26 protein-coding genes and 2 pseudogenes are annotated in these 26,146 nt (G+C 63.6%); 20 read left to right on the top strand and 8 right to left on the bottom strand.

What is annotated here, in order from left to right:
• Window positions 1-300: 300 nt before the first annotated feature.
• Window positions 301-1,146, top strand: a pseudogene (locus AC57B1_RS30870) (caspase family protein); the annotation flags it as partial.
• A gap of 18 nt (window positions 1,147-1,164) precedes the next feature.
• Window positions 1,165-2,283: a formylglycine-generating enzyme family protein gene (locus tag AC57B1_RS30865; RefSeq protein ID WP_496419781.1), complete on the top strand. Its 1,119-nt coding sequence runs from the start codon at window positions 1,165-1,167 to the stop codon at window positions 2,281-2,283.
• Between the two features lie 67 nt (window positions 2,284-2,350).
• Here the strand turns inward: AC57B1_RS30865 and AC57B1_RS30860 are convergent, their stop codons facing one another.
• Window positions 2,351-4,546 carry a serine/threonine protein kinase gene (locus tag AC57B1_RS30860; RefSeq protein WP_496419595.1) on the bottom strand — a complete coding sequence of 732 codons (2,196 nt, stop codon included), beginning with the start codon at window positions 4,544-4,546 and terminating at the stop codon, window positions 2,351-2,353.
• Window positions 4,547-4,961: 415 nt separating this feature from the next.
• Here AC57B1_RS30860 and AC57B1_RS30855 point away from each other — a divergent pair, with 415 nt between their 5' ends.
• From AC57B1_RS30855 to AC57B1_RS30795, 13 genes and pseudogenes are all read left to right on the top strand, one after another.
• On the top strand, window positions 4,962-5,240 hold the full coding sequence (locus tag AC57B1_RS30855) for a hypothetical protein (protein ID WP_091806167.1): 279 nt from the start codon (window positions 4,962-4,964) through the stop codon (window positions 5,238-5,240).
• A gap of 88 nt (window positions 5,241-5,328) precedes the next feature.
• A complete protein-coding gene (locus tag AC57B1_RS30850; protein ID WP_496419594.1) occupies window positions 5,329-5,613 on the top strand; it encodes a hypothetical protein in 285 nt (94 codons plus the stop codon).
• A gap of 183 nt (window positions 5,614-5,796) precedes the next feature.
• A complete protein-coding gene (locus AC57B1_RS30845; protein WP_091806176.1) occupies window positions 5,797-6,006 on the top strand; it encodes a hypothetical protein in 210 nt (69 codons plus the stop codon).
• Between the two features lie 316 nt (window positions 6,007-6,322).
• On the top strand, window positions 6,323-6,529 hold the full coding sequence (locus AC57B1_RS30840; protein ID WP_091806173.1) for a hypothetical protein: 207 nt from the start codon (window positions 6,323-6,325) through the stop codon (window positions 6,527-6,529).
• Between the two features lie 515 nt (window positions 6,530-7,044).
• Entirely contained in the window at window positions 7,045-7,323 is a 279-nt protein-coding gene (locus AC57B1_RS30835) for a hypothetical protein (protein WP_091806167.1), read from the top strand.
• 88 nt (window positions 7,324-7,411) lie between these two features.
• The gene (locus AC57B1_RS30830; RefSeq protein ID WP_496419594.1) at window positions 7,412-7,696 is read left to right on the top strand and encodes a hypothetical protein; all 285 of its coding nucleotides are present in this window, start codon (window positions 7,412-7,414) and stop codon (window positions 7,694-7,696) included.
• Window positions 7,697-8,191: 495 nt separating this feature from the next.
• The gene (locus AC57B1_RS30825; RefSeq protein WP_091806161.1) at window positions 8,192-8,479 is read left to right on the top strand and encodes a DUF3303 domain-containing protein; all 288 of its coding nucleotides are present in this window, start codon (window positions 8,192-8,194) and stop codon (window positions 8,477-8,479) included.
• Between the two features lie 7 nt (window positions 8,480-8,486).
• Window positions 8,487-10,124, top strand: a complete 1,638-nt coding sequence (locus tag AC57B1_RS30820) for an MFS transporter (protein ID WP_496419593.1) — start codon at window positions 8,487-8,489, stop codon at window positions 10,122-10,124.
• A gap of 107 nt (window positions 10,125-10,231) precedes the next feature.
• Window positions 10,232-10,846: a TetR/AcrR family transcriptional regulator gene (locus tag AC57B1_RS30815; protein WP_496419592.1), complete on the top strand. Its 615-nt coding sequence runs from the start codon at window positions 10,232-10,234 to the stop codon at window positions 10,844-10,846.
• A gap of 95 nt (window positions 10,847-10,941) precedes the next feature.
• Window positions 10,942-12,168 (top strand): YbfB/YjiJ family MFS transporter, encoded by a 1,227-nt coding sequence (locus AC57B1_RS30810; protein WP_496419591.1) that lies wholly within the window; start codon window positions 10,942-10,944, stop codon window positions 12,166-12,168.
• A gap of 152 nt (window positions 12,169-12,320) precedes the next feature.
• The gene (locus AC57B1_RS30805; protein ID WP_091809080.1) at window positions 12,321-12,476 is read left to right on the top strand and encodes a DUF3309 family protein; all 156 of its coding nucleotides are present in this window, start codon (window positions 12,321-12,323) and stop codon (window positions 12,474-12,476) included.
• Window positions 12,477-12,680: 204 nt separating this feature from the next.
• Complete coding sequence (locus AC57B1_RS30800; protein ID WP_408342711.1) at window positions 12,681-12,812, top strand: hypothetical protein; 132 nt, start codon at window positions 12,681-12,683, stop codon at window positions 12,810-12,812.
• A pseudogene (locus AC57B1_RS30795) lies at window positions 12,757-12,891 on the top strand (SDR family oxidoreductase); the annotation flags it as partial. The gene AC57B1_RS30800 and the pseudogene AC57B1_RS30795, both read left to right, overlap by 56 nt.
• Here AC57B1_RS30795 and AC57B1_RS30790 read toward each other — a convergent pair.
• The 5 genes from AC57B1_RS30790 to AC57B1_RS30770 form a co-directional block, all read right to left on the bottom strand.
• Complete coding sequence (locus AC57B1_RS30790) at window positions 12,888-14,240, bottom strand: four-carbon acid sugar kinase family protein (RefSeq protein ID WP_496419590.1); 1,353 nt, start codon at window positions 14,238-14,240, stop codon at window positions 12,888-12,890. The pseudogene AC57B1_RS30795 and the gene AC57B1_RS30790 sit on opposite strands and share 4 nt — an antisense overlap.
• 26 nt (window positions 14,241-14,266) lie before the next feature.
• On the bottom strand, window positions 14,267-15,565 hold the full coding sequence (locus AC57B1_RS30785; protein WP_496419589.1) for a ribulose-bisphosphate carboxylase large subunit family protein: 1,299 nt from the start codon (window positions 15,563-15,565) through the stop codon (window positions 14,267-14,269).
• Window positions 15,562-16,101: a VOC family protein gene (locus AC57B1_RS30780; protein WP_091806143.1), complete on the bottom strand. Its 540-nt coding sequence runs from the start codon at window positions 16,099-16,101 to the stop codon at window positions 15,562-15,564. Before AC57B1_RS30780 ends, AC57B1_RS30785 begins: the two co-directional genes overlap by 4 nt.
• Before the next feature lie 103 nt (window positions 16,102-16,204).
• Entirely contained in the window at window positions 16,205-18,091 is a 1,887-nt protein-coding gene (locus AC57B1_RS30775) for a TRAP transporter large permease (RefSeq protein WP_091806139.1), read from the bottom strand.
• 62 nt (window positions 18,092-18,153) lie between these two features.
• Complete coding sequence (locus tag AC57B1_RS30770; protein WP_091806136.1) at window positions 18,154-19,179, bottom strand: TRAP transporter substrate-binding protein; 1,026 nt, start codon at window positions 19,177-19,179, stop codon at window positions 18,154-18,156.
• Between the two features lie 197 nt (window positions 19,180-19,376).
• Between AC57B1_RS30770 and AC57B1_RS30765 the strand changes: the two genes are divergently transcribed.
• From AC57B1_RS30765 to AC57B1_RS30755, 3 genes are all read left to right on the top strand, one after another.
• Window positions 19,377-20,432, top strand: coding sequence for a LacI family DNA-binding transcriptional regulator (locus AC57B1_RS30765; RefSeq protein WP_408341865.1), 1,056 nt, complete (start codon window positions 19,377-19,379; stop codon window positions 20,430-20,432).
• Between the two features lie 460 nt (window positions 20,433-20,892).
• Window positions 20,893-21,264 carry a hypothetical protein gene (locus tag AC57B1_RS30760; RefSeq protein WP_496419588.1) on the top strand — a complete coding sequence of 124 codons (372 nt, stop codon included), beginning with the start codon at window positions 20,893-20,895 and terminating at the stop codon, window positions 21,262-21,264.
• Between the two features lie 523 nt (window positions 21,265-21,787).
• Window positions 21,788-22,261: an Lrp/AsnC family transcriptional regulator gene (locus AC57B1_RS30755; protein ID WP_496419587.1), complete on the top strand. Its 474-nt coding sequence runs from the start codon at window positions 21,788-21,790 to the stop codon at window positions 22,259-22,261.
• A 58-nt stretch (window positions 22,262-22,319) separates the two neighbouring features.
• On the opposite strand, the gene AC57B1_RS30750 is transcribed toward AC57B1_RS30755, so the two are convergent.
• On the bottom strand, window positions 22,320-23,549 hold the full coding sequence (locus AC57B1_RS30750) for a YbfB/YjiJ family MFS transporter (protein WP_496419586.1): 1,230 nt from the start codon (window positions 23,547-23,549) through the stop codon (window positions 22,320-22,322).
• A 408-nt stretch (window positions 23,550-23,957) separates the two neighbouring features.
• Between AC57B1_RS30750 and AC57B1_RS30745 the strand changes: the two genes are divergently transcribed.
• Both AC57B1_RS30745 and AC57B1_RS30740 read left to right on the top strand, forming a co-directional pair.
• Entirely contained in the window at window positions 23,958-24,437 is a 480-nt protein-coding gene (locus AC57B1_RS30745) for a hypothetical protein (RefSeq protein ID WP_408186340.1), read from the top strand.
• A 12-nt stretch (window positions 24,438-24,449) separates the two neighbouring features.
• A complete protein-coding gene (locus AC57B1_RS30740) occupies window positions 24,450-25,337 on the top strand; it encodes a 4'-phosphopantetheinyl transferase family protein (RefSeq protein ID WP_496419585.1) in 888 nt (295 codons plus the stop codon).
• A gap of 27 nt (window positions 25,338-25,364) precedes the next feature.
• Here the strand turns inward: AC57B1_RS30740 and AC57B1_RS30735 are convergent, their stop codons facing one another.
• The gene (locus AC57B1_RS30735) at window positions 25,365-26,063 is read right to left on the bottom strand and encodes a 4'-phosphopantetheinyl transferase family protein (protein WP_091806114.1); all 699 of its coding nucleotides are present in this window, start codon (window positions 26,061-26,063) and stop codon (window positions 25,365-25,367) included.
• Window positions 26,064-26,146 lie beyond the last annotated feature (83 nt).

Genomic DNA, 26,146 nt, shown 5'->3' with positions numbered 1-26,146 from the left:
CGCCACGGGCGCATGCGTGGTTGGACGGCCGCCCTTGGATAAAACGACCGTGCCGCCTTACTTTGTGAATTAGCTTAGGACGTAACTTGCCAAAAAGATACGCCACACTCGTTAACCGTATAACGCATTCGGGGCACGCCGACTGTTGTGGCGCGCAAAGCGCGTGCTATCGTTATTAAGAGGTTGCAGATGGATGGTCGATAGCGGCGTCGATGCTTCGCGCCTTTGACTCCAGCAACTGCTGCGAGTGGCGCGGTCCTCGATTGCCTATGTTCTGTCCGGAACAAACAGGATGTGAAGATGTGGCGAATATTCATGCTGGTGTGCATGGCCGGGGCAATGCAGGCGCATTGGGGCGATGCTTATGCGGCGCCGCAACCTGATGGCGTCGAGCGGGGCGCGAGTGCGGCGAACATGGCGACATTGCCGCTCACTCCGTTCACGCCACAATCAGGCAAGCAGTCTTCTCCACGTATTGCGCTAGTGATTGGTAACGGCGCGTACGGTGCCGATCACGCCGATCACACCGAACTTGTGGATCGCACTGACACGCAATTGGATGCACTGCGTGAGAACGCTCCGCGCGATGCCGAAGCCATGCGTGACGCGCTGAAAACACTCGGCTTCGACGTGATCATGCGCACGAACGCGACGCCGCAGCAAATGCGGGAAGCCATCGGCGAATTCCATGAGCGCCTGCGGGCAGGCGGCGTCGGCCTCTTTTATTTCGCGGGACACGGCATGCGAATCGGCCCGCAAACACTGCTCATCCCCGCGGGACTCGATTCTCGCTTGCCGGCTGCGGTCGTCGGAGAGGGCGTCGATCTCAACGCCGTATTGCAGGCAATGCGCGCGCCGCGTGACGGCCAGCTCAATCTCGTGATCCTCGATACGTGTCTGAACAACCCGTTCTCGGCGGACGTGGCGGGCAATACGTCCGCGCTTCCGGACAGCACGGTAGTGGCCTACGCGACCGCGCCTGGCGGTTTCGCGGCGGACGGCGTGCGTCATGGCGTCTACACGAATGCATGGCTGCACGCGCTCGACAGCGCTCCGTCGCAGCCCCTGGCGAATCTGTTCCAGCGCATCGCGGCGCAGGTTCGCGACGTAACGGGTGGCGAGCAAACGCCGTGGCTGGCCTCCTCGCTGCCTCGGTCGTTGCTCGTGTCCGATGCTGCGTCCGCCGCTCTGGACAATCCCGTGATCACGCTGCGCAGCAGAGGCATCTTGCCGAAAGACAGCAGCGAACAATACGAAATCACGTTCTGGAATTCGATCAAGGACAGTAATTACCCGGGCGACTACGAGGCGTATCTGAAGGCCTATCCAAGCGGCCGCTTCGCCACGCTCGCTCACGCGCGCATCGAGCGTTTGCGCGCAGCGGGGGCGTCGAGTGCGCCCTCCGCAGCCACACCTGCCGCGCCTTCCGTGGCACCGGCGCCGCAAGCGGCACGGCCAACGCCGCCGCCCAGTGCGCCGGCACCGAAGCCCACCGCAAGCGCCGCCCCGCCGGCCGCGCCACCTGCGGCGGCGGTAACGCAAAAGCCCGTCACGCATACGCCGGTCGCCGGCGAAAGCCGCGATTGCGCCACCTGTCCGATCATGATTACCGTGCCTGCAGGTTCATTCTCGATGGGCAACAGCACCGACGATCCGTCCGAAAAGCCGGTACATCACGTGAGCATTGGTGCGCCGTTCGCAATCGGCAAGTACGAGGTGACCGTGGAGCAGTGGAACGCGTGCGTCGCCGCCAACGGCTGTCAGAAACTCACACCCGAAAGCAATACCAACAAAGCTGCCCCGGCGCGCGATCTCAGTTGGGACGACGCACAGCAGTACGTGAAATGGTTGAGCAAGAGCACCGGCAAACCATACCGTTTGCCCACCGAAGCGGAATGGGAATATGCGGATCGCGGCGGCACGACGACTGCCTACTGGTGGGGCGACCAGATGCGCAAAGGTAACGCCAACTGCAAGGACTGCGGCGACCCGTGGCACAAGGAAGGACCTGAGTCCGCCGGCTCGTTCGCACCGAATCCGCTTGGTCTGTACGACATGAACGGCAGCGTGTGGGAATGGACCGCCGACTGCTGGCACAACTCCTACCAGGGCGCGCCTGCCGACGGCCACGCATGGGACAGCCCCGGCTGCGACATGCGCGTAATTCGCGGCGGTTCGTGGCGCGAGGGCGGCGGCTATATGCTCAGCGCGACACGCTTCAAGTACAGCTCGGGCGTGCGCCAGTCGCAGGATGGCTTTCGGGTCGTCAAGGATCTCAAGTGACTGGTGTGAGTTGTCGGGCCCGCGCCCGGCTCGCCACCGTCAAGCAAGCCGCATCCAAGGTGCGGACTTAGGGCGAGCGTGGCTTCGTCGTAATCGGCGCGAAATCGGCGACGATGTGATCACGGCCGTATTTGCCGCCGATCTGTGCGAGTCGCGCGTCGAGTGCGCGCAGATAATCGGCGCGTGCTTCGCTTTCCGGACGCGGCTTGTCGAATAGCGGCGCCGGCGTAATCAGCAGCACGACCATCTCCGATCCGAACGGCTTTGAAATGATCCAGTCCCCCGCGCTGCCGATGGTGGCGGCGTAGTGCGGCGGCGCCTGATTGTCCTTTGCGCGCGGGCTCGGCACCATGTGCACGACGCTGCCGTCGAGCTGGTAGTAGTCGAGGTTCACATACGAGTCGTAGCCCGGTGTGGTGACGTCGACAACGAGCGGGTCGCCATCGCTCAACTGTCCGCCTGACGGCCTCACATGCAAGGCCGCAACGTGCCCGGCCTGCATGTTGCCGACCCAGTAGGGCGCGAGCGCCTTGATGGTGTCGCACTTGTCGTCGGCGAGCGGCTCGACGGCCAGCGTCAGCGTATCGACACCCGGCAACGCCGCCAGCGTGTCCTTCAGATGCGCGGTGCCGTAGCGTTGCGAGACATAACCGCGCACCGTCAGCGAATGGTCCTGTACTGAGGCGGAAAGTGCGGAACAGGGCACTTGCGTCAACGCGGGTGTGATGGCGGCGAGCGTGAGAGCCGGCTTCGGCGCGGGCGTGGGTGGCGTGGCGGGCACGGCCGCGACCGGACTTGCCGGGGGTGCCGTGGCAGGCGCCGCCGCGACGACATTGGCCGGCGGAGGCGGCGCTGCCGCGGCAACCGGCCCAGAGACCGTCTCACCCGCAGACGACGAAGCCGTCTGCTCCGCCAAAGCCTGCGACGCGCCCGCCTGCGTCTGCGCCCCGTTCTGCCGGTTCGGCGCCGAGCGGAATGCGAACACCCCGACCGCCGCCGCGCACACCACCGCGAAACTCGCGAGTCCCACCTTCGCCAACGTACCCGACTTCTCCGCGCGCGCCTCGTTGTCGAACTCCGCGATGAAGCGCTCCACGCTCGGCATGCGCGTATTGCGATCGAACGACAGCGCCGAGCGCAGTGCGCGCCATTGTCTCGAGTCGAGATTGGCCGGCCGCTGCGGTTTGAAATCGGCATTGCGGGCTTGTGTCGCCGACAACCGGTCGAACGGGTGGTGGCCGGTCAGCAGCTCATAGGTGATGCAGCCGAGCGCGTAGATATCGTCGCGCGGATCCGGCTCGCGGTGCTCGATCATCTCCGGGCTGGCATACGCGGGCGTCAATGCGCCGAGACTGCCTGGATCGAAAACGGTGGCATCGCTCTCTTCTTCCGGACGCTGAAACACGCGAGCGATGCCGAAGTCGATCACTTTCACTTCGGCATTCGTCGTGAGAAATACGTTGGCGGGCTTGAAGTCGCAATGCACGAAGCCGCGTTCGTGCGCGTAAGCGAGCGCGCTACTCATGCCGCGCACGATCGGCAGCGCGGCGCGCACCGGCATGCCCTGGTAGCCCGGCGTGCGCAGCAACTGGCTGAGCGGCTTGCCGGACAGGTACTCCATGGTCAGATAGACGATCGGCCCGTCGCGGTCGAAGTCGTACACCGTGATGATGTTGCGATGCGCGAGCACCTGCGCCTTGCGCGCCTCGCGCTGTAACGCGACAAGCGAATTGGGGTTGCCGCGGAACTGGACGTTGAGCACCTTGATCGCGAGGTACGGTTTGCGATCCGAGGCCTCGAGCTTGCGCAGGTCGAGCGCCTTGTACACCGTGCCCATACCGCCGACGCCCAGGCATTCCTCGAGCACGAAGCGGTTATTCAGCGTGTCGCCGGTACCTTTGATCTGGTCCTTTCCCGTCGCGCCGCCGTTGCCGTTACCGGCTGCGTGGGATGCGTTGCCGGCGCTACCGGCGCTACCCGCGCTCGCCGAGCGCACCGATGGAATTTCGACTGTGGTCTGGATGCCCGTTTCGTCGCCGCCCGCAGCCACGTTCGAAACGCGCAACTGTTCGATGCGCCGCCGCACTTCCACATAGAGATCGTCGGGCAACGGTGCTTTGCGCTGGGCCGCGCCAAGCATGTCCAGCAGCTGCGTGGGACCGAGTCCCTCGGTCGTCAACGTGCTGTCGAGTTGAGCCACGAACTCGTCACGGGACAGCTCGCCGTTCTGAAAGTCGTGAATCACACGCGCAAGGCTAGCCATTTGTGCGAAGCACCGCCGCTGCCGTTGGGCCGGATCGCATGCGATCCCAGCCTCTCAGGCCGATAGAAAACCTGTCGTAACCAGTTACATGTGCCGCTTCGATACTAGCTCCAGGTCCGTGCTTTCGCAAACCAGGATTGGCCCGCTGCCTGCGCGCTGAACCGGTGTCGCGGGAAATCCAACAGCACGATGGGGTCTGTCGGGCGCACACCGTCAGCCGCTCATCTCCCACATGCCGCGATGCGCCACTACCAACCTCGCACCACCACGCGAAAGCCTTACGCAGCAAGCCTCCGTCAACTTTCTTAGGAACCTTGAATAAAACTGGCACAGCCCGTGCATTAGTGACACTCGAGCAGACAAGTTGCTCGCAACCTTTCCCAGGCCAATGCCCTTTCCCTTCAGGAGATTCACCATGAACACGCTGACCATCAAAGACCTCTCCATCACCGAACAACTCGACAGCAAGGCCATGAGCGCCGTGCGCGGTGGCACCGGCTACTATCCCTCGTCGTCGTACTTCAACTTCAGCCCCGTCTTTGCCCCGAACAACAGCAAGAAGGTCGATGCCACGCAGCTGATCAACAACGAACTGAACCTGCAGAACGCCAACGGCAACAACGTCGCGTTCGCCTCCGGCATCCACTCGACGGTCAACCCGTACGTCACCACGAGCAACAACATCCACGTGTAAGACGTGACGCGGCGAGGCGCCCGGCTCTCCGGCGCGCTTCACCGCCCGCCGACTACCCGCGTCCTGCGCGCACCTTTGGAGAAGCACCATGTCATCCCTCATGATTCGCGATCTGTCCGGCACCCGCGAGCTCGACCGCCGCGCCATGTCGGCGGTGGCCGGCGGCACCGGCAGCAGCGTGCCCGGCCTGCCCTCGGTCGCCGGCCTTGGCGGCATTGCCAACGTCAACGTCTCGGTCAACCAGAACCTCAACCAGATGCAATACGTCAACGTTGCCGCACTCAACAACGTCGGCGTGATCGGCGCGGGCTTCGTGCCGCTGCACCTGAACGTGAGCCCCTCGCTCTGGGGCGCCAACTACGCCAACGTCTGACGGCTCGCAGTAGCGAGGGCCGGGGGGCCTCACTACTGCCGGCACAGTCTCACCATCCGGCGAGCCGTGGATAGATTTCCTATACTGATAGTGCGAGGAGACCTCAGCACACTTCACAAGACACCCGGGCGGCAGCCGGCAATTCACACCGGCCAGCCGCTCGACTTCTTTCCTGGAGCCACCATGGCGAGACTCATCATCAAGGACCTCACCGATAGCGTCGAACTCGATCGTCAGGCAATGGCCGCCATTGTTGGCGGCGCTCGTATTGGCGCGCGGCTGAATGTGGCCGCGCCGCTGGTGCCGGCTTCCGCACGCGTCGTCGAGTATCCGCCCGGATTCCCCGCGGCGCACCAGACGATCGCACGCGCGGCCATGCAGCGCAAACCTTAAACCGCGCGAACTCTCAGCGCGATATTCACGCAAGCGGCACGCGTCACACACGCGTGCCGTTTTCTTGTGCTGGAGATGGAGCGCTGCTGCCCGACAGCCCGCACGCGGTTGGTCGGGCCTTGCCGAACACTTCCTGGCCATTTCACCGTCCCCGGACGTCATGTCGAATAGGCGCATGCCGTCTCGCCCCTGCAGGCATTGCGTTGACGCCTCGCATACGGTTTCCTCGCTCAACGCGCGCAATTTGGCATAGCCCTTGCAGATGATGGACTGAGCACCGCACCGTGCTCTCCCATCCAACTTCAGGAGCAATGCCATGAAATCCGCCCTCATCATTAAAGACCTTCCGCGTTCCGCGGATCTCGCCCATGACGAATTGACGCTGACCGCCGAACAGATGAAAGCTGTTCGCGGCGGTCGTTCCGTTGTCGTCACTGTCGACGGCGGCTCGCAAGCTCACGTCGACGACTTTGGAATCAACACCGCTATCTTCGAAGGACGCATTAGCGGCACCTACCTGTAGGACGCGCGAGATGTCCGCAATTGGAAACAGGCCCCCTGCGCGACCACGTTGCGCAGGGGGCCTGTCCGTTTGATCTGGTCAATGCCCCCGCCTACCGGCCGATCGCGTTCAGGCGATCAGCGCTGACGACAGCGCGACAGCCGAGCCCCCTTGCCGCGAATTTCGCGCGCGCCGCCTCCAACTCCCGCTCGACAGTTTCCAGCGACTTCGCATTCCCGAAGTCGGCACACGCGCGCGCCGATGCAGCGGGGTTCTCGGCGCCCGGTGTCGTGAGAGATCCAACAGCACGACGGGGTCTGTCGGGCGCACACCGTCAGCCGCTCATCTCCCACATGCCGCGATGCGCCACTTCCAACCTCGCACCACCACGCGAAAGCCTTACGCAGCAAGCCTCCGTCAACTTTCTTAGGAACCTTGAATAAAACTGGCACAGCCCGTGCATTAGTGACACTCGAGCAGACAAGTTGCTCGCAACCTTTCCCAGGCCAATGCCCTTTCCCTTCAGGAGATTCACCATGAACACGCTGACCATCAAAGACCTCTCCATCACCGAACAACTCGACAGCAAGGCCATGAGCGCCGTGCGCGGTGGCACCGGCTACTATCCCTCGTCGTCGTACTTCAACTTCAGCCCCGTCTTTGCCCCGAACAACAGCAAGAAGGTCGATGCCACGCAGCTGATCAACAACGAACTGAACCTGCAGAACGCCAACGGCAACAACGTCGCGTTCGCCTCCGGCATCCACTCGACGGTCAACCCGTACGTCACCACGAGCAACAACATCCACGTGTAAGACGTGACGCGGCGAGGCGCCCGGCTCTCCGGCGCGCTTCACCGCCCGCCGACTACCCGCGTCCTGCGCGTACCTTTGGAGAAGCACCATGTCATCCCTCATGATTCGCGATCTGTCCGGCACCCGCGAGCTCGACCGCCGCGCCATGTCGGCGGTGGCCGGCGGCACCGGCAGCAGCGTGCCCGGCCTGCCCTCGGTCGCCGGCCTTGGCGGCATTGCCAACGTCAACGTCTCGGTCAACCAGAACCTCAACCAGATGCAATACGTCAACGTTGCCGCACTCAACAACGTCGGCGTGATCGGCGCGGGCTTCGTGCCGCTGCACCTGAACGTGAGCCCCTCGCTCTGGGGCGCCAACTACGCCAACGTCTGACGGCTCGCAGTAGCGAGGGCCGGGGGGCCTCACTACTGCCGGCACAGTCTCACCATCCGGCGAGCCGTGGATAGATTTCCTATACTGATAGTGCGAGGAGACCTCAGCACACTTCACAAGACACCCGGGCGGCAGCCGGCAATTCACACCGGCCAGCCGCTCGATTTCTTTTCGGGCGACGCACCGCCAAGTTGCTGCCCGACGACGCCCGAGATGCCCGCGCCCGCAAACATCCCGCTTCGTTTCTTCGTCGCGGAACGGGCTTGTTCATTTAGCCTGGTGAATGTCCGCACGCGGCGACGCCGCCGGCCGTGCGCTCACCTATGATGCTTAGGACGCCACGTGGTTTTTTTCGCCGTCCGCCAATAGCACGCACTATCCGGACAGCTTGCTGGCGCTAAAGCGGTCGCGCCGCATCCAAGACGCGTCGCAGACCTTCAGCGACGATGGCAGCGCGCCACGAGCCGGCATCGCCAATTCGAATTGGAGACGCCCATGAAATTCATCGTCCAATGGACCGGTCAACCTACTGCCGAGGGTTCCGTTATCGAACGCTTCATGAAGACCGGCGGCCAGGCGCCGGACGGTATCAAACTGCTGGGGCGTTGGCACGCTATCGGCGGATTGCACGGCTTTGCGGTCGTCGAAGCGGACGACACGCGCGGCATCTCGGCGCTGGCGCTCGAATGGGGCGACCTGCTCACCATGAGCATCTTCCCGGCCATGACCGACGAAGACCTGGGCGCCGCCCTCGGTAGACATCTGGCCGCCCGCAACAAGTAAACACATCATGAGCGCCGGGCTCGCCGCGCCGCTTCCGAGCGGGCAACTGCTGCCGTTCCGCGAATCGCTGCTGGCGATGCTCGGCATCGCCTTCGTCGCGATGCTGGTGGCGCTGGACCAGACCATTGTCGGCACCGCCCTGCCGCGCATCGTCGCCGAATTGAAGGGCTTCGACCTGTACGCGTGGGTCGCGACGTCGTACATGCTGGCTTCCGTCATCACGATTCCCATCTTCGGGCGACTGGGCGATCTGTTCGGCCGCAAGCGGTTTCTACTCGCCGCGATCCTGTTGTTCACCGGTGCTTCCGTCTTGTGCGGACTCGCCAACAGCATGTTGGTATTGGTAATTTCACGCGGCCTGCAAGGGATCGGCGGCGGCATTCTGATCGGCACGGTGTTCGCCACTGTCGCCGATCTGTTCCCCAATCCAAAACTGCGGTTGCGCTGGCTGGTGTTCGTCACGTCCGCGTTCGGCATCGCCAACATGATCGGGCCGACCCTCGGGGGCATGTTGACGCAATATGGCGGCTGGCGGCTGGTGTTCTTCGTCAACGTTCCGGTCGGACTCGTGTCGCTGCTGTTCGTGCAGCGCTTTCTGCCGCCGCTTCTCCATCTGCGGCGCAAGGGCCCAGTGCGGCTCGACTGGCTCGGCGCGTTCTTGCTCGCGCTCACGTTCGGCGCAGTGCAACTGCTGATCGAGCTGCTTCCGAGGCGCGGTCTCGACGCCACGACCGTCGTGCTGATCATCGTGAGCGCGACTTGCGGACTGATTCTGTGGTTATGGGAGCGGCGCGTCGGCTATCCGATTGTGCCGGTGGACATGCTCATGGACCGCAAGCTCTCCGCGCTCTTCGCCATGTCGGTGCTCGGCGGCTTCGCGCTGTTTTCGCTAGTGTTTTACGTGCCGCTGCTGTTTCAGGGCGGCTACGCGATGTCCGCGCATGACTCGGGCATGCTGATTACGCCGCTGCTGCTCGGCACGACGGTGGGCAGCGTGGTCAACAATCGTATCGTCACACGGATCCATCGCGCGAACGGCATCATGTATGTCGGTTTTGCGCTATCCGCGCTTGCCTGTCTCAGCGTGGTCGTCTTGCGAGGCACGGAGCCGCATCTGGTGTGGATGTCGTGTATGGGTATCAGCGGAATCGGCCTCGGCCTGGTCGCCACCAGCCTGACGATTTGTTCGCAGCAGATCGTCGCGCGGGATCATGTCGGCGCGGCCACCGCGCTGCTTCAATCGCTCAGGACATTCGGCGGCATGCTCGGCACCGTGATGACCGGCGCGTTGCTCGGCCATCTCTATTCGCGCGGCGTGCATCGCTCGCTCGACACCTATCAGGCGACGCAGTGGTTCAAATCCTTCGCCAGTCCTGAACTGCTGGTGGATCGCGCGGAACAGGCCGCGTTGATCAATCGTCTGGTGAGCGCCGGGCACGCGGGCGACGCCATGATGAGATCCGCCCGCGAAGCACTGGTGCAATCGATTCATATCGGCATTCTGGTGGCTGGCGGCGCCGCGCTGATCGGGCTGTGCCTCGCGTGGTTCGTGCCCCCCGTGCGCATCAGCTATTCGGAAAGCGACCTCACGCAGGACGGCCAATCAGCCGCAGACGCCCTTCCACCGCACCGCAGCGTGCTCTGAAGACGCCGCCCCATCTTCTTCTTGCATTCTGTATCGGTCGATATATAATCCGTTTCTATATCGACCGATACAGAATAGTCGTCAGCGACGCAGGAAGGACATTCATCATGGCAAGACCTCGTGAATTCGACGAACACGAAGTGCTGGAAGCGGCGAGCGCGGCTTTCTGGACAAAGGGCTACGAGGCGACCACCACGCGTGACCTGGTCAAATCGACCGGCCTGACGCAGCCGAGCCTCTATAACGCATTCGGCGACAAGCGCACGCTGTATCTGCGTGCGCTCGAGCATTATCTCGAGCACACGTTGCGCGAGCGCATTAATCGGCTGGAGCGCAGCGTGTCGCCGGCTCAGGGCGTCACTCTGTTCTTCCATGAGATCCTGGAGCGAACGTTCTCCGACCCAGGAAAACGCGGCTGCATGCTGGTCAATACGGCGATCGAAACCGCATCGGACGACGAAGCATTCCGTCAAATCGTCGCCACGGAATTCGCAGAAGTCCGGGCGTTTTTCTACCGCCGCATGGTCGCGGCGAGCGAGAACGGCGAGATCACCGCCGTTGTTTCCGCCGACGACGCCGCGACGCACCTGCTGGCCACGCTGATCGGCGTTCGCGTCCTCGCGCGGGTCGATCCGCAACCGGCGCTGCTGATCGGCGCGATAGCACCGGCTTTGCTGCTGCTCGGTCTGCCTGCCCTACCGGCGCAAGACAACAACGTTTGAGCCGGGCGCCTGACAAGGCGCAACCCTCCAATTCGATTTCATCACCGCCATCCGGCAGCGCCGCCATCAGCGCGCGCACCGGTAAAGGAACCGTCATGTCCGCTGCACCGATAACGTCCGCCAGTCCGGTCTCACTCGACGCCCGCGCGCTCTTTGCAACGCTCGCCGGACTGTGCGGCAGTCTCGTCGCCATCGGCCTCGCCCGCTTCGCTTACACGCCGTTGATTCCCTCGCTGATCCAGGCGCACTGGTTCAGCTCGTCGCAAGCGGTTACGCTCGGCGCGGCGAACTTCGCCGGTTATCTGGTCGGCGCGTTGATCGGCCGGCCGCTTGCATCGGCGCTCTCGAACCGCACCGCGTTGCGCCTGCTGATGGTCGTGGTGACCGCCGCCTTCTTCGCCTGCGCGTATCCGCTTTCGGTGAGCTGGTTCTTTGCGTGGCGTTTGTTGTCGGGCATTTCCGGTGGCGCGATCATGGTGCTGGTGGCGACCTCGATTCTTCCGCATATTCCGGCTCCGCGCCGTGGCTTCGTGAGCGGCATGATCTTTCTCGGGCTGGGCCTGGGCATCGCGGCATCCGGCACGTTGATTCCGAAATTGCTTCACTTCGGCTTGCAGTCTGCGTGGATCGGCCTCGGCATCGTGGCGTTGGTGCTGACCGCCGTGAGCTGGTTCGGCTGGCCCTCCACGAACCCGCCCGCCGCAGTCGTGCCGCCCGGCGCACATCACACGGCGCGCCCGCACGGCTTGACGCTGCGCGTGCTGTACGCGCAATACGCGGCGAACGCCCTCGGCCTCGTACCGGCGATGGTGCTGCTCGTCGACTACGTCGCTCGCGGCTTGGGGCGTGGCGCTGCCATCGGCGCGGACTACTGGGTGCTGTATGGGCTCGCTGCGATCGTCGGTCCGGTGATCTGCGGCAACGTTGCCGATCGCATCGGCTTCGGCAAGGCGTACCGCGTCGGACTGCTTCTGCAAGCCGCGGCGGTCGCACTGCTCGCCTTCTCAGGCAGCGCAGTGGCGCTGGCTGTATCGACCGTGATTCTGGGCATTTTCACACCGGGCGTCGTGCCGCTCGTGCTCGGACGCATTCACGAACTCGTGCCGCACGATCACACCGAACAGCGCGCCGCGTGGAGCCGCGCGACGACAGCCTTTGCGCTCTTCCAGGCGCTGGGCGGATACGGCTACTCGTACCTTTTCTCGCACACGCATAACGATTACGCGTTGATCTTCACTTGCGGAGCAATAGCACTCGCTATCGCGTTCGTGGCGGATCTCGTTGCATCGCGTATCGGAACCGCCCGCAACCCCGCGCAGTGACGCGACAAAGAATTTCCTGCTCGACTTTCGCCCTGGGCATGCGGTTTGCTGAACCATGACATCGAAACTGCAGTACGCAGGAACGCTCGCAATGCGGGCCCTGTGTGGCTGTCGTGAAGGCAGATCTTATCAACCAGGCGGAGGTCATTCATATGTTGGGAACTATTCTTCTAGTCGTGCTGATTCTTCTCTTGATCGGTGCGCTCCCGTCGTGGCCGCATAGCCGTTCGTGGGGCTACGGTCCTACCGGCGGTATCGGTCTCGTGGTGATCGTGGTGATCGTGCTGCTGGTCGTCGGCGTCATCTAGCCGTTGATGCCGTAGCGACGCAACAGTCATATTCTTTGAAGTTGGGTCGAAGGCCGCCGGATATCTCTGCAGTTCGCTGCATGGATATCCGGCGGCCTTTCCTTGTCGACGGTCGGCTCACATCCCAACTTGTCACGCCGGGGGGACACGATGGAAAAATGACTCGCGAATCAGGTTGCTCTCGTCACACGCGCCAGTTCCGGCATAGGCTACGGTGTCGCCAAAGCGCTTGCGGACGCAGGCGCGGCCGTCGTCGTGAACTATCACTCGCATGCCGAGGCGGCCGAGCGCAACGGAGGATATCGGCAGGGCCGCAATCTGGCTCGCCTCGGATGAAAGCGACTACGTGATCGCCACGACGTTGTTCGTCGACGGCGGCATGACGCTGTATCCGGGCTTCGGGGACAACGGTTAGCCGTTGCCCGTGAGCAGTTGTTCGAAGAGATCCGTATCGCCCATCTGCCCGCCCTTGAGCATGATCTCCATGCCATCGAGTTCCGCGCGATCGGCGTGAAGACGGCACACGGTGACGCCCGCCGATAACGGCGCGATATACGACAGTCCCCATGCGCCGAGCGCGCGCACGGCAAGACTCGACGTGTCGCCGCCCGCAATGCCGATGCGGTGCAAGCGCACGGCACCGAGCACCTGTTGCAACAGTGAAGCACACGCGTGCGCGAGTGCCGGCAGCGCGCCGCCTTCGCCCGACGGTTGGCGCCTTGTGAACGCAAGTACGTTGCGTCCGTCGCGCAACGGGCCGGTGATCGCCGCCAACCGGCCGGCCAGATAGTCGCTCGCCGCGTCGCCCGTCATTTGCAAGGGGTCCAGTTCCACGCGCAGATAGGATTGCGCCGCTCGGATCTGCACCTCGGTCAACGGCGACAGACTGCCCGCCAGTACGAAAACGGGTCCGCGCGCACGGGTCAACAGGGGCGCGCTTCGGGTTTGCGCCGCGGCAAGTTCGGCGCCGGTCTCACGCGCTAACGCGTACGCCTGCGCGACGCTGCTCGCGCCGATCGCGAGCAAAGGCGCCGATCTCGCGGCATGACGCGCGATGAGCCGGCCTAGCGCTTGCAGATGCGAATCGTCGAGCACGTCGAACAGCAACGCGTCGGGTTTCGAATCGAGCCGGCGCTGGACTTGCGCTTCGAGCCCGGCGTCGCCGCCGGCATAGCAGCGCCAGTCGATCAATTGCGCATTGTCCACACCCTGACGCTGAAGATGCACGCGCAAGTCCGCTTCGTTCATCGGCGTGACAGGGTGGCGGCTCATAGTCGGATGACGGTCGATGCGATAGACGGTCTGCGCGCTATCGTTCGCACCGGCTGCCGCGAATAATTCGCCGAACACGCAATAGCGGCGCAAATTCGGCTGACCGCCGATCACCGCGACGAGTTCGTTCGCACAATACGCGCGCAACGTGCGCAGCGCCACGCCGATGCTGCCGGTCTCCGGCGCGCTATCGAACGTCGAACACACTTTGTAGTGCATCACCCGCACGCCGAGTTCCGCAAAAGCGGCGCCGACTTGCTCGAGCTCCTGCCGCTGTGCAGCGGGTGCCATGCTCCGAGCGGCGCCCGCCACGCCAATCGCATCGAGCCGGCCGAGCGTCGAAAGGCGCGCGGCATCCGGCGGCGCGAAGAACAGCATGGTGCGCAAACCAGCGCGCGCGAGATGAGCCAGCGTGTCGGTCGCGCCGGTGAAGTCGTCGCCGTAGAAGGCGTAAGTGGGAGCGTCGCTAGATCTGTCGCGCACAGTGCTCATCGTTCGTTCCGTGTCGCGTGCAGTGGTCACGTGCGGCTGCCGAAAAACGCCAGCGCGCGCCGCAGTTCCGGCATGTGCTCGGCGTACTCCGGCAGCGGCGTGCCGGCCTGCACCGCCGCCCACGCCTGGCGCACGCTCGTGACGCCCGCAGCTGGGCCGGCCGGATGCGCGAGAATGCCGCCGCCCGACATGAACAACAAGTCGGTCGAGCGCACCGCGTCGAAGGTCGCCTGCACGGTGCCGGCCCACTGCCCTGACGAAAACGCCGGCAGCACCGTATCGTCGCGACCGGCGGCGAGCGGTGTCGCGCAATCGCGCGCCGACTCGATCACTTCGGCGTCGCTCTGGGCGAATTTTCCGGCGAGACCGTGCACGTGCATGTGATCGACGCCGCTCAAGCGCCACAGCGTCTGATAAGCCTGAAACGACATGCCGAGCGCCGGATCGCGCGACATCATGCCGTAGCCGTTGCGGTGCGCGTGAAGCACCAGCGGGGTCGCGCGGCGCAGCGTCTGGATCGCGGAAAAGCCGCACCAGTTGATGCTCGCCATCACGCAACTGCCGCCCTCGCGTTCGACCAGTTCCGCGTGGCGACGCATGGCGTCGAGGTCGTCGGTGATATTGAACGCGACCATCACGGGCCGGCCGCTGCGTTCACGGTAGCGGCGCACTTCGGACATCACTGCCCGCACGCGCTCCGCAAGCGGCGCATGCGCGGGATTTGCGCACACCTCGTCGTCCTTGATGAAATCGACGCCCGCCTCGCACAGATCGCGCACCAGCGCCGCCGTTTCCGCCGCGCTCAGGCCGACATTAGGCTTGATGATGGTGCCGATCATCGGCCGGTCCTTCACTTGCGTCAGCGCGCGCGTGCCCGCCACGCCATGCCGTGGCCATTCGAAACGCGCGCGATACGAAGCCGGCAAACGTAGCGAGAGCAGCCGCATGCCCGTCACCTCGCCGAGGTCGTATAGATTGCCGGCCACGGTCGCCGCCAACGTGGGCAGATTCGCGTCGATATTGGCGAGCGGAAACGACAGCGTGATGCGCGCGCGCCGCCACGGCCCCGGCGTGCCCTGGCGCGCGAGCCATGCATTCGGCAAGCTGGGCTGCGCCGCCGCCTCGAGTTCTTCGACGCGCAGCACGCTCGCGCGGCTGCGTGCGCGCAGCGCATCCGATTCGTTGGCGACGCGCACGAACGTGCCGCTCGACTGTTCGCCGGCCATGACGTCCGCGACGCGGCGAGGGTCGAGCGGCGTCTCGATCAGATAGTCGGCTTCGAGCGTGTCTTCGTCGACGGTCTGTGGTTGCGGCGCCGCGCTCATAGCGTGCCCAGATCAGGAAAGCGGCGCACCGGCTCGCGGCCGTCCCAGTCGAGCGACGCCTTGTAGATCATGTCGAAGAGCTTGCCTTTCGGCCCGGCGATCTCGGACAACTCGATCACCGTACCGGGATGATTCTCCGTGTCGAAGTAGACAAAGCGCCCGTTGCGTCCCACTTCGCCGCTCATCGCGACTTTGAAACCTTGCGCCTGCAGGCGCGCGAGATCGGCGTCGAACGAGGTGGTCCAGTACGCGTTGTGCTGCAAGCCCGTATGGCCCGCGGCGAGAAAGTCGCGATACATCGACGGTGCGTCGTTACGCGTCTGGATCAATTCGACCTGCAACGGTCCCGAGTTCGCCAGCGCAACCGAGTTATGCACCTCGTACGTTTGCCCACGGTACGTATAGTTTTCGATCGGCACGCGTTCGTTATAAAACCACGGACCGACGCCGAGCACGCGGCTCCAATAGTCCATCGCGGCTTCGATATCCCGCACCACGTAACCTGCCTGCCGGATTTCGCCAAAGAAACGACTCATGAAACTCTCCCGATGCTGCGGGGTTGAAAGACGAGCGACGCCCCGGCGCGGCGAAAACGCGGCGCCCGAAGGTCGAACCTGTTAAGAAACCTGAGAGACCCGCTTAGAGAAACCCGATCGAAATCCAGGGAATTGCCGCGACCACGATCAGGCCGACGAGCAACGCGCCCATATAGCCGACAATCGGCCGAATGCCCGCGTCGGGATTGACCTTGCTGATCGCGCACGCCGAGTAGTAGCCGACGCCGAACGGTGGCGAAAAGAGGCCCACGCCCATCGAGAGAATCACGACGATCGCGTAATGCACTTCATGCACACCCGCGAGCCGCGCGATCGGAAACAGCAGCGGTCCGAACAGCACAATCGCCGGAATCCCTTCGAGCACGCTGCCGAGCATCACGAACACGACGATCGACACCGCGAGAAAACCGTATGCGCCGCCTGGCATCGAGCCCATGACTTGCGCGAGATCCTGCGAAAAGCCGGACTGCGTAAGCGCCCACGCCATGGCAGTGGCACAGCCGATGATGAAAAGAATCGCACCCGACAACGTCGCCGCATCCACCAGCATGCGGCCAAGCCGCCGCCAGTCGAAGCGGCGATACACCAGCAGCCCGATCAGCATCGAATACGCAATGCCGATGGTCGACACCTCGGTCGCCGTCGCCACGCCTTCGACCACGGCCATACGAATCACAAACGGCAGCGCGAGCGCGGGCAGCGACACGATGAACAGACGCCCGATCTGCCGCTTGCTGAAACGTTGCGCGCCGCTCAGGTCTTCCTTGCGATAGCGCCACCACACCACCGCACATAGAATCAGCGCGAGCACAGCGCCTGGCAGCATGCCCGCCGTGAAGAGCGCGGAGATCGATAGGCCCGTCACCGAACCGATCGTGATCAGCACAATGCTCGGCGGAATGGTTTCGCTTTGTGCGCCGGTCGTGGCGAGCAGCGCAACCAGATCGCCTTCGGAAGCGCCGCGTTTTTTCATCTCCGGGAACAGCACCGGCGCAATCGCCGCCATGTCCGCCACTTTCGAACCGGAGATGCCCGACACCAGGTACATGGCGCCGATCAGCACGAACGACAGGCCACCATGCACATGGCCGACGAGGCTCGCGAGAAACTCGATCATCGCGCGCGCCATGCCGGTCATCTCGATCAGCAGGCCGAGAAAGACGAAGAGCGGCACAGCCAACAGCACGAGATGCGACATGCCTTCGTCCATGCGCCCGACCACGACTTCGAGCGGCGTAAAGGTCGAGAGGCCCAGATAACCGAACGTGGCGAGCGCAAACGAAAACCCGATCGGCACGCCCGAAAAAATCCCGACCGCCACGACGCCGACGAAAAAGATCACGAGATTGGTCTTGCCGAGCGTTTGAAACCACGGCCCGGCGAACACGACCACTGCGCCAAGTACGGCGGTGATCCCGAGCGCGATCACGACGTCGCGCACGCGGCTCACCTGGGCCAGCCGGATCAGCCCGACCAGCAGCATGAGCGCGGCGCCGATCGGCAACGCGAGCGCCCGCCACGCATTGCTGATCTGCAAGGCGGGCGTCACGATCGCCGCCTCGCCGGAGGCATAGTCGTACGCAGGAGCGATCAACAGCGCGAGCAACGCGATCGATGCGGCGATCGCCAGCGTATCGACCAACGCGCGACGCGGCGCCGACAGCCGGCTGACCAGCGCGGTCATGCGCATATGTTCGCCGCGCCGCAACGCGAGCACCGCGCCGAGCATGGCGAGCCACAGGAACAGAATGCCCGCCAGTTCATCGGACCATACGAGCGGCTGGTGCAGCGCATAACGACACACCACGCCCGCCAGCATCACGACGATCTCCATGGCGAGCAGCGCCGCCGCGCACACTTCGACGAGCGCGATCAGACCGCGATCGAAACTCCTCAGCCAGCGGCGCGGCATGCTCGCGGTGTGCAACGGCACTCCCGCTTCCGCCGGATTCAATGCGTGATTCGACATCCTGCTGCCTCCTCGCGGCGGCTCGCCGCGCTTCGTCTCAGCCTCGCCCGTATGCAGCACGGTCAGGCCAGCTTGCCGACTGACTGTTCGAGCAGGTCCCACGCCTGATTGCCGAACTTGCTTTTCCATTCCGCGTAGAAACCCGCCTGGCGCAACGCCGCGCGAAACGTATCCGGCGCAGGACGGTTGATCGAGAGCCCCTTGCTTTGCAGATCCGCGACTGCCGCGTCGTTCAGCTTGCGCACATCCTCACGCTGCCTGAGCGCCGACTGGTTGAACGCGTCGCTGGCAATGCCCTGCAGATCCTTGGGCAAGCGTTGCCACGCGCGCGGGTTCAACACGAACCAGTAGCCGTCCCACATGTGATTGGTCAGCGAACAGTACTTCTGCACCTCGTAGAGCTTGGCGACCTGCACGATCGGCAGCGGATTCTCCTGGGCATCGACAATATGCGTTTGCAGCGACGAATAGACCTCGCTGAATTGCAGGCTCGTCGGCGCGGCGCCGAGTCCTTTGAACATATCGATGCTGAGCGGACTCACCGGCACGCGAATCTTCAGACCGCGCATGGTCTGCGCGCTCGTGATCGGGCCATTGCTGGTGGTGGTCTGACGAAAACCGTTGTCCCACATCTTTTCGAACGATTCGAGGCCGGCCTTCTGCATCGCCGCGCGCACGTATGCGCCGAGCTTGCCGTCCATGGCGCCCCACACCTGGTTGTAGTCGCTGAACGCGAAGCCGACCGCGTTGATCGCAACCGATGGCGCAAGCGTCGATACCACCAGCGCCGACGGCGTGAACATTTCGATGCCGCCGCTGCGCACCTGCGCGAGCATGTCGGTGTCGCCGCCCAGCTGGTTGTTAGGGAATATCCGGATCTCCATGCGCCCTTTCGACGCCTCTTTGATCTGGTTGGCCGCTTCCTGCGAGCGCACGTTCAACGGATGCGTGAGCGGCAGGTTGTTGCCGTACTTGAACACGAACTCCGGGCCGGACGCCGCGCGCACGATCGCCGGAAAGCCCAGCGCGCCGGCTACCGGCACGGCGGCCGCCGCACGCAGCAGGGTGCGTCTCGCGAGGTTGGTCATTTGAGCGTCTCCTTGCTTATAATTGATGTGACTGTCGAATCCATCAAAAACCATCATCGCCCGCTCCTACGCCTTGATTTCCAGTCGCCGGTGTTGAGTCGTCGCGTGATAGCTGCAAGACTAGGCGTCCGCGGCAAGCGCTGTCAAACCGCGAACTTGATGGTTTTTGATGGACTTCCTTTCTGTGAAGGACTGCTATGTCCGAAACGGTTCACCTCAGCGCCGCTGCGCGCGCGCGCATTCCCGACATTGCGCGCGCCGCCGGCGTTTCGACCGCCACGGTGGATCGCGTGCTCAACGGCCGCGAAGGCGTGCGTGCCGTAACGGCGCAACGCGTGCTGCAAGCGGCCGCCCAACTCGGCTATCTGCTCACGCCTCAGGCGCCTACCGTGTCCGCCTCGAAGCCGATGCGCATCGCGTTTCTGCTGCCCGCCGGCACCAATCGCTATTTGCGCATGCTCGGCGACTACATCGACTTCGCGCACGATCAATGGAACGCGTTGGATATGAAGTGCCGCGTGCACTACGTCGAGAGTTTCAACCCGAAGGAACTGGCCGACCGTCTGTTGCATTACGGACAGCGTGCGGACGGCGTGGTGTTCATGGCGCTCGAACATCCCGTTGTGCGCGATGCCGTGAATGCATTGGCCGACCAGGGCGTGCCGGCCATCACGTTGATTTCGGATTTATCGAATGCGCGGCGGCTGGCTTATGTGGGTATCGACAATCGTGCAGCCGGGCGCACGGCTGCGCTACTGCTCGGACGCTTCATGGGTCCGCGGCCGAGCGGAAAGATCGCGATGCTCGCGGGCAGCCTCAACTATCGTGGACATGAGGAGCGCGAGATCGGCTTTCTCCATTTGATCGAATCGACGTTCCCACAAGTGCGCGTGATTGGATTGCGTGAAGGACACGATGATAGCGAGCGCAACTATATGCAGACGCGCAAGCTACTGGAGCAGCATCCGGATCTGGCCGGCATTTACAACAGCGGCGGCGGATCGGATGGCGTGGCGCGCGCGATTGTCGAAGCGCGCTCGGAACAGAAGATTCTGTTCGTCGGTCATGGCTTGACGCCGGACACGCGAGCCTTGTTGATCGACGGCACCATGGACGCGTTGATCACGCAGACGCCGCAAGCCATGGTGGGGAATTGTCTGCGCATTTTCCGCAACGTGCGCGAGAAACGCGATGCATTGAGCGACGTGAAGCCTGTGCAATTCAGCATTGTTCTGCGGGAAAATTTGCCCTGAGATGACCGCCAGGGCGTCCCGTAACAGCACGTCGCACGTCAGGCACGCCGGATGCTCAATCACTTTCGTATTCAAACCTCGATACGAAAGGAGATCACACCATGCCTTATCTTCTCGGCTGGCTGCTTGGCGTTCCGTTGATCGTACTGGTCATCCTGTACCTCATTTTCCATTAACTCCTTGGTGAGAATTCACCACTTGCGCAGTTGAACTGAACTTCGTTTCATTGCTTCGTTTCACTGCGGCGCGGCCTCTCTGAGGCTGCGACACGAAAGGCGACGCCGGTGTTCGGCTGTCGCCTTTCGTGCGTCCGCTCGATGCTCGCTTGCGGGCGCACGCGCGTGCATATCTTTCCGCTTGCACTGCAGCGAATGGCGCGTAAAACTAATCTTCGCTGGTCCACGCACAATGCCATATCTGCATACGTATGCCCGGAAAGCGTGCGAGCACGGAGGGACCGATGGCAAGCAACGAGTACACGCTGTCACACCAGGACGTGGTGAAGGCCGTCATTATTCATCAGGGTATTCATGAGGGCTTCTGGACGCTCAACGTCAATTTCGACGTGGCGGCCGGCCACGGCGCGCAAGCATCCGATCCATGCCTTGCGGTGACGATCAGGGGCATCGGCATCATGCGCGCGTCGCCGGCCGATCCGTTCGCGATCGACGCCGCATTGGTCAATCCGCCGGCGCCCCAGCGTGTGGAAGGAACGGTTCATATTGCGGCGGCCGTGAACGGCACGCATGAGCACGGCATGCAATTTTGTCGCGACGTCTATCGCAATGTTGCGGTACAGAGCGCGGTAAAGGGGCCCGTCAAAGCGGGCTAACCAAGCGAGAACGTGTGGCTATTTTTCCAAGCGATCCATGATGGCCGCTGCGCTGCGCTGTAGTGGATGCGCTCAGTGCAGAGCGGCGCCCATGCTAACCAGCACACGCTGCACCAATGATTCGCCGCACGTTGCCGCATCGGCCTATGTAAAACCGTGCATAGACGATGAGAAGAAATTGCCGTCGATGCCACGCTCCGTGCAAACACGAGAACCAATGCATGTCGGTTGGGAACATGCGTTCATGCCCGGCGAGCGCGCCCTCCGACGTGGGTAACGCCGGAAATCGCCCGCGTGCCGCCTTCCTGTGAAAGACAGCGAGACCCGGATGGCGGCTTGTGGCCGCATGAGACCGTGGGCGCGAGGCCCGCGGCCCGGACGGTTGTCCCGGGCATGAATGCACCCTGAAAATATATCCGGAGACAGTCTGGATAGGCTTCTTAAAGCAATGAAGCTTATGGTCAGAGTCGGGACGATATTCAGCTAGAATACAAATTTAAAGAACAATCTTCCGCTATCGCCCATGAGCACCCGAAGTCGCCCGCTCGACAACCAGGATCGCAAGATCCTGCGCGAGTTGCAAAAAAACGCCCGGCTGAGCAACGCCGAACTGGCCGAGCTGGTTGGCATGTCGACCACCGCGTGCTGGAACCGCACGCGTCAATTGGAAACCGATGGGTATATCCGCGGCTATGTCGCCCTGCTCGATCAGCAGAAGCTCGGCTTCGCGGACGTCGTCCTGCTCGAAGTGACGTTAGACCGCCACGACGACGACGCCCTCGCCCGCTTCGGCGCCGAACTGGCTACGCTCACCGAGGTGCTAGAGGCTTATCTCGTATCGGGCGACTACGACTATCTGGTGAAGGTGGCGGTCGACGGTACGGCGGGCTACGAGCGTTTTCTGCGCGAGAAGCTCTACAAGATCGCCGGCATCCGTCATAGCCGTTCGATGTTCGCCTTGCGTTGCATGAAGAGCATCCCGTCCGTGCAGGTGTGACATGTGAGGTGCGCATGTGGGGCGCGCGGCGCACTTGCCTGCATACGCGGCCCCACATTCAGCGCAGCGGCTTCTGACACGCCGCCAGCACCGCGCCTGCCGCGAGCAACAGCGCGGAATACACCAGCCCGCGCGCGAGGCCCGCGCCGTCCGAGACCCAGCCGATCACCATCGGCCCGACGATCTGCCCGAACGCGAATACGATCGTGAACGCGCTGATGCCCTTGGCCCAGTGACTCGCGGGCAGATTGTGGCGCACAAAGGCTGTAGTCGACGCCACGGCCGAAAGGAATGTCGCGCCGAACAGCGCGCCGGATACGAACGCCACCCAAGGCTGCGTGAACAGCGCGGGCAGCAGCGTCGCCACTGCAAGCAATGTGTTGAGGACCGCAAGCGCCTGGCCGCCGCGCATACGGTCGAGCAGACTCGACCACACGCGCGCCGACACCACGGTCGCCACGCCGAGCAGCAGATAGAAGCCCGTGACGACGGCCGCGCTCATGCCCGCATTGCGCAGCAACGCGACGATGAACGTCATGTAGCCGATATAGCCGACGCCGAACAATCCGTATCCCGTCAGCGCCAGACTGAATCGCGGCCAGCGGGGCGCGTTGGCGGCCGTGTGTGACTGCGCAGCTGACGACAGCGTCGGATGCACGCTCTCGATTTTTCGCGCCGCGCCGACGGCCACCGCGGCGAGCACCGCGCACGCGAGCGCGAGGGCGAACCATGCAAACTGCCAACCGTGCGCGACGTTGACAATGGTCAGCGGCACCAGCACCGACGACGCCACGATGCCCCACCCCGTGCCGCCGTAATACAAGCCAAGGACGAGCCCCGCGTCGTGCGGTCTCGCCGACGCAAGCCGTGCCGCCAACACGCCACCGCTGATAAAAATCCCCGCACTGCTCGCGCCGGTGACCACGCGCAGCGCGAGCAGTGAGTGCGTGTCGGCAACCAGGCCGCTGCCGGCCATTAAAAGCGCCGTCGCCACGCAACCGCCGCCAAACAGCGCGCCGGCTGACCAGCGGCGCGCAAGGCGCGGAAAAGCCAGCGCTCCGAGCAGATAACCCAACGCATTAGCCGTGTTCATCGCGCCGGCTTGCGCGAAGCTCCAGCCGAGGTCGAGTTTCATCGACGGCAACAGCAGCGCGTAGGCGAAACGCGCAAGCCCGAGCGCAATCGCGCTTCCTAGCGACAGCGTGGCGGCAAGCATCAGCGTGGGGAGGCGCTGCGCCGTCTGGGTAGGCTTGGAAGTCGAGGCGGCGTCGAGTGTTTTTATCGGCATTTGGCTGGCGGAAGTGGGCAAGGAGACTGCAAGCCGTTTGTGCCGGAAAGACTGAATTCGGCACTTCGCCATCATATCCGCGGACGCCTGGCGGGGTTGACCGTTAGTTGCGTTGTGGCATCGACCTTCTGCGCCATGGCCGCGCACGTGTTCCGACAGGCGCCGGGCGTGCATCACTGTGACAACACTTCTAAATGCGAATGATTTGCATTTAGACGGAATTTGGCTCATCATCCAACCCAGCCGGCTCAAGGTGAACCAAGCAGCTGATGCCGGCACCGACATAAACATCTGACGCAGTCTCTGCGTCATCGCCCATCCGTCGCACGACATGCGCTGGCCTGCGACGCGGCATCTGTCCCATCTGGCCGGCGCGATTCGTTGGACCGTGTCCATCCAGGAGCATCGATGAACTTTCGCTCTCAGCACACCGGCCGTCCGGAACTGATCGACGACCATCCGGCCGATTCCGCCGACGCCCCCGATCGCACCGTCCTGAGCGCCGTGCGCACCTGGCTGCGCCCCTCTTGCGAGACGGCGAGCGGCGGTGCGCACTGGCGCGACATACTCAGCGGCGCCGGCTTGCGCCAGGACGGCATCGAACACTTCGATCTGCTGATGCGTTCGCTAATGCACGTGTCGTATCGTCCGCTCGACATGCGCTGCCGCTGCGCCAGCGATCTCGGCAAAGACGAAGCAGTGGTTTTGCAAACCATCGCGCTGCTGCAAAAAACGCACAGCGGCGCCGCATTGCGCATGCTGAACGACTGGCTGCCGGCGCCCGCCGTAAGCGGCGTTCTGAAGTTGATTCGCTGGTTCGCCATCGATCTGCTCGACGCCGGTGTGGAACTCGACGTGCAAGCAAGGCGCGTCACCTACATGCATTGAGGAAGCCCGCGTATGTCATTAGACTCGGACCAGGTTTGTCTGACGGCCTCGCGTGGGCGCGACAGCGGTGCGTCACGCGCAGTCGAGGGCGGCGTTGAAGGCGCAATTGAAGGCTCAGTTGCAAGCGCGGTTGAGCGCACCGCTGAGGGCGCCGCTGGCACACCTGCAGCGCACGCCGCCCGACTCGCACGCGAGATCGCCACGGCAACGGCATTCCAGTGCCATCCACTGACACGTAGCCGTCCACACAATGTCGTCGCACCACGCGCAGGCGAATTACATCTGTGGCGATTCCGCTGCGAATGGCTACCGGTGCCCGTGCAGGAAGGCGATAGCTGGCTTTCCAAGACCGAGCGGGAGCGCGCGCGACTGCATCCCAACGCCGCATTGCGCAAACGCTTCATTAGCGCGCGCGTGGTGGTGCGGTGGATCGTCGCTCACCTGTTCGACAGCGAGCCGCACGCCGTCGATCTACACGACGACGGCAACGAGAAACTGCGCGCGCGCCATCCGCGCGACGGCCGCGGCATCACAATCGATATCGCGTACGGCGGTATCTGGATCATGATCGGTGTTGCGGCGACAACGCTCGGATTGAGCGTCGTCGTGCCCGCGCCCGGCGCGGCGCCGGATCAGACGCCGGAAGCATCGCGCCGGCACGCTCGCTATAGCAGCCTTTGCAGTGCGTTGCGTTACGCGCCTGTCGATATCGATCTGGAACTGCTGTTCAGTCCCACCGCGACCGGCGCGTTCGATCTCGCGGAATATGGCCGCTGGCATGTACTCGATGTGCCGATGGCCGGCAAGATTCGTGCGGCGGTCGCGCTAGCGCAGCCGCTCACACAGGTACATACGTTTGGCTGGCCGAAGTCATTGGTATTTGGGGAAGCAAACGCGTAACGCGCTGCATGGGCCGCTCTATGGCCTCTAGCGCCGCAACGCCGTCGCCGACCAGGCGACGCACGCGGCGTAGCCGTCCGGCGCGGCAAGCCAGCGCGCGTCGACTTCACGCATGTCGTCGGGAATCTGATTGCGCAGCGTCACGCGCATGCTCTCACGCGGCAGCACCGTCAGATGTTGCAACCCGCGCGTGATGCCCGCGCCCGTCGTTTTGACGAGCGCTTCCTTGGCAACCCATGCATCGTAAAACGCAGCGGTTTGCCGAGCCGCGTCGAGACCTTCGATCCATACGGCTTCTTTCGGATCGAGCGTCAGCGTCGCGATCGAATGCCAATCGAATGTGTCGCTGTGCTGCTCGATATCGACACCGACGCGCCGCATCGGCGAGATCGCGATCAGGCCATGCTCGCCCGCATGCGACACGTTGAAATCGAAGCGATCCGACTCCGCGAGATGAGGACGGTGGTTGGCATCGGCTGCAAAGCGCACGGCGTGTGCCGCGATGCCAAGGCCCCGCGCGAGTTGCTCACGCAACGCGGCACGCACGGTGGCGAAACGCAACGCGTCTTCATGACGGCGAAAGTGACGGGCGCGCGTGAGTTCTTCGTCGCTAAGGGACGCGAAAGCCGGGGCGTTCAGCGACTCGGCGAAGTCGATATCGATCCGCCACACTGCAATGTCGGACGGGCCGTCGTGCGGCAGCGGAACAGGGTCGATGAAATGCATCGCGAAGGTTCGGACGGTCTACGGGCTGTCGCAACAGAATACTCGCGACTGTACCCCATAATCCCGTCCGGACCGGTACGCGT

The sequence above is a fragment of the Paraburkholderia sp. BGA-UO-ETr-F21 genome (genome assembly GCF_059567925.1).
Note: the sequence above shows the minus strand (reverse complement) of the source record. Positions and strands in the feature narration are given on the sequence as shown.

Coding starts and splice junctions, on each gene's coding strand:
- AC57B1_RS30860 (WP_496419595.1), bottom strand. CDS start 4,546: ATGGCTAGCCTTGCGCGTGTGATTCACGACTTTCAGAACGGCGAGCTG.
- AC57B1_RS30855 (WP_091806167.1), top strand. CDS start 4,962: ATGAACACGCTGACCATCAAAGACCTCTCCATCACCGAACAACTCGAC.
- AC57B1_RS30850 (WP_496419594.1), top strand. CDS start 5,329: ATGTCATCCCTCATGATTCGCGATCTGTCCGGCACCCGCGAGCTCGAC.
- AC57B1_RS30845 (WP_091806176.1), top strand. CDS start 5,797: ATGGCGAGACTCATCATCAAGGACCTCACCGATAGCGTCGAACTCGAT.
- AC57B1_RS30840 (WP_091806173.1), top strand. CDS start 6,323: ATGAAATCCGCCCTCATCATTAAAGACCTTCCGCGTTCCGCGGATCTC.
- AC57B1_RS30835 (WP_091806167.1), top strand. CDS start 7,045: ATGAACACGCTGACCATCAAAGACCTCTCCATCACCGAACAACTCGAC.
- AC57B1_RS30830 (WP_496419594.1), top strand. CDS start 7,412: ATGTCATCCCTCATGATTCGCGATCTGTCCGGCACCCGCGAGCTCGAC.
- AC57B1_RS30825 (WP_091806161.1), top strand. CDS start 8,192: ATGAAATTCATCGTCCAATGGACCGGTCAACCTACTGCCGAGGGTTCC.
- AC57B1_RS30820 (WP_496419593.1), top strand. CDS start 8,487: ATGAGCGCCGGGCTCGCCGCGCCGCTTCCGAGCGGGCAACTGCTGCCG.
- AC57B1_RS30815 (WP_496419592.1), top strand. CDS start 10,232: ATGGCAAGACCTCGTGAATTCGACGAACACGAAGTGCTGGAAGCGGCG.
- AC57B1_RS30810 (WP_496419591.1), top strand. CDS start 10,942: ATGTCCGCTGCACCGATAACGTCCGCCAGTCCGGTCTCACTCGACGCC.
- AC57B1_RS30805 (WP_091809080.1), top strand. CDS start 12,321: ATGTTGGGAACTATTCTTCTAGTCGTGCTGATTCTTCTCTTGATCGGT.
- AC57B1_RS30790 (WP_496419590.1), bottom strand. CDS start 14,240: ATGAGCACTGTGCGCGACAGATCTAGCGACGCTCCCACTTACGCCTTC.
- AC57B1_RS30785 (WP_496419589.1), bottom strand. CDS start 15,565: ATGAGCGCGGCGCCGCAACCACAGACCGTCGACGAAGACACGCTCGAA.
- AC57B1_RS30780 (WP_091806143.1), bottom strand. CDS start 16,101: ATGAGTCGTTTCTTTGGCGAAATCCGGCAGGCAGGTTACGTGGTGCGG.
- AC57B1_RS30775 (WP_091806139.1), bottom strand. CDS start 18,091: ATGTCGAATCACGCATTGAATCCGGCGGAAGCGGGAGTGCCGTTGCAC.
- AC57B1_RS30770 (WP_091806136.1), bottom strand. CDS start 19,179: ATGACCAACCTCGCGAGACGCACCCTGCTGCGTGCGGCGGCCGCCGTG.
- AC57B1_RS30765 (WP_408341865.1), top strand. CDS start 19,377: ATGTCCGAAACGGTTCACCTCAGCGCCGCTGCGCGCGCGCGCATTCCC.
- AC57B1_RS30760 (WP_496419588.1), top strand. CDS start 20,893: ATGGCAAGCAACGAGTACACGCTGTCACACCAGGACGTGGTGAAGGCC.
- AC57B1_RS30755 (WP_496419587.1), top strand. CDS start 21,788: ATGAGCACCCGAAGTCGCCCGCTCGACAACCAGGATCGCAAGATCCTG.
- AC57B1_RS30750 (WP_496419586.1), bottom strand. CDS start 23,549: ATGCCGATAAAAACACTCGACGCCGCCTCGACTTCCAAGCCTACCCAG.
- AC57B1_RS30745 (WP_408186340.1), top strand. CDS start 23,958: ATGAACTTTCGCTCTCAGCACACCGGCCGTCCGGAACTGATCGACGAC.
- AC57B1_RS30740 (WP_496419585.1), top strand. CDS start 24,450: ATGTCATTAGACTCGGACCAGGTTTGTCTGACGGCCTCGCGTGGGCGC.
- AC57B1_RS30735 (WP_091806114.1), bottom strand. CDS start 26,063: ATGCATTTCATCGACCCTGTTCCGCTGCCGCACGACGGCCCGTCCGAC.